Origin of the sequence: Paenibacillus popilliae ATCC 14706 (genome assembly GCF_000315235.1) — a bacterium.
GTDB classification, from domain to species: domain Bacteria; phylum Bacillota; class Bacilli; order Paenibacillales; family Paenibacillaceae; genus Paenibacillus_B; species Paenibacillus_B popilliae.
In genome coordinates this window covers 1-290 of record NZ_BALG01000174.1, presented here as the reverse complement: position 1 = coordinate 290, position 290 = coordinate 1, and the positions used below count along the sequence as shown (strand labels likewise).

Genomic DNA, 290 nt, shown 5'->3' with positions numbered 1-290 from the left:
TGAAAAGAAGATATGAGACAGAAGGAGCACAGGGGATCACCCACAAGAATAGGGGAAGAAAACCCGCACATGCATTATCGGAAGAGATTATGGATCGGACTGCTGCTTTATATGCAGCCCAATATCATGGTAGTAACAGCTGTCACTTTGCAGAGTTGCTCCAAGAGCACGAAAAGATAGAATTGAGCAGCTCCAGCGTAAGACGCATCTTGATCGCTAAAGGACTCAAGCAAACGAAGCAACGACGCCGTACGAAAGCACATCAGCCCCGCCAACGCAGAGCCCAAGCT

Annotated in this window: 1 pseudogene; it reads left to right on the top strand. The window is 48.6% G+C overall.

Features of this window, described 5'->3' with window-relative positions:
- Nucleotides 1–290 (top strand): annotated as a pseudogene (locus tag PPOP_RS25965) (ISNCY family transposase); the annotation flags it as partial.